This is a genomic window from Mesorhizobium sp. M4A.F.Ca.ET.090.04.2.1 (genome assembly GCF_003999085.1).
Classification (GTDB): domain Bacteria; phylum Pseudomonadota; class Alphaproteobacteria; order Rhizobiales; family Rhizobiaceae; genus Mesorhizobium.
Genome location: NZ_RZOT01000990.1, coordinates 1 through 648, shown reverse-complemented (window position 1 = coordinate 648; position 648 = coordinate 1). Strand labels below are relative to the sequence as shown.

Sequence of the window (648 nt, the reverse complement as noted above, 5' to 3'; positions counted from 1 at the left end):
CATGGCTGTCGACGACGCGGGCGCGCGCCTCGTCGAGCGCGGCGCGCCGGCTCACCAGTTCGCCGCCGGCCTTCTCGGCCTCGGCCAGCGCGTTGCGGGCGGCATCCAGCCCATGCTGGGCATCGCGGCCGGCCTGGCGGGCATTGCGCTCGGCCTCGCTTGCCTGGCGCAGCGCCTGTTCGGCCTGGGCAAGGGCTGCTTCGGCCTCGCGCAGGACGCGGGTGGCCTGCACCGCCTCGGCGTCGAGCTCGGCCAGCCGGTTCTTCTGCGCCAGCCGTTGTGCCGCGGCGGTCGGCGCGTCGGCGCTGGCGGTCAAGCCGTCCCAGCGCCACAGCGCGCCGTCGCGGCTGACCAGCCGCTGGCCGGGCGCAAGCAGGGCCTGGAGACGGCGGCCATCGGCAGCCTCCACGATACCGATCTGCGCCAGCCGGCGGGCAAGCTGGGAGGGCGCGCGCACGACGCTGGCAAGGCTCTTCACGCCGTCGGGCAGCGCTGCATCGCCCGGCTGGATCGCGCTCTCGCCCCAATGCACCGGCGCGCTGCGGTCGAGCGGCACGTCGAGATCCTCGCCGAGGGCGGCGCCCAGCGCGGTCTCGTAGCCGCGCTCGACGCTGAGCTGCTCCAGCACGGACGGGAAAAGATCGCCGC

The 648-nt window shown here is 75.6% G+C and carries 1 pseudogene; it reads right to left on the bottom strand.

Annotation, left to right across the window (positions count from 1 at the left end):
* A pseudogene (locus EN781_RS33670) lies at nucleotides 1-648 on the bottom strand (chromosome segregation protein SMC); the annotation flags it as partial.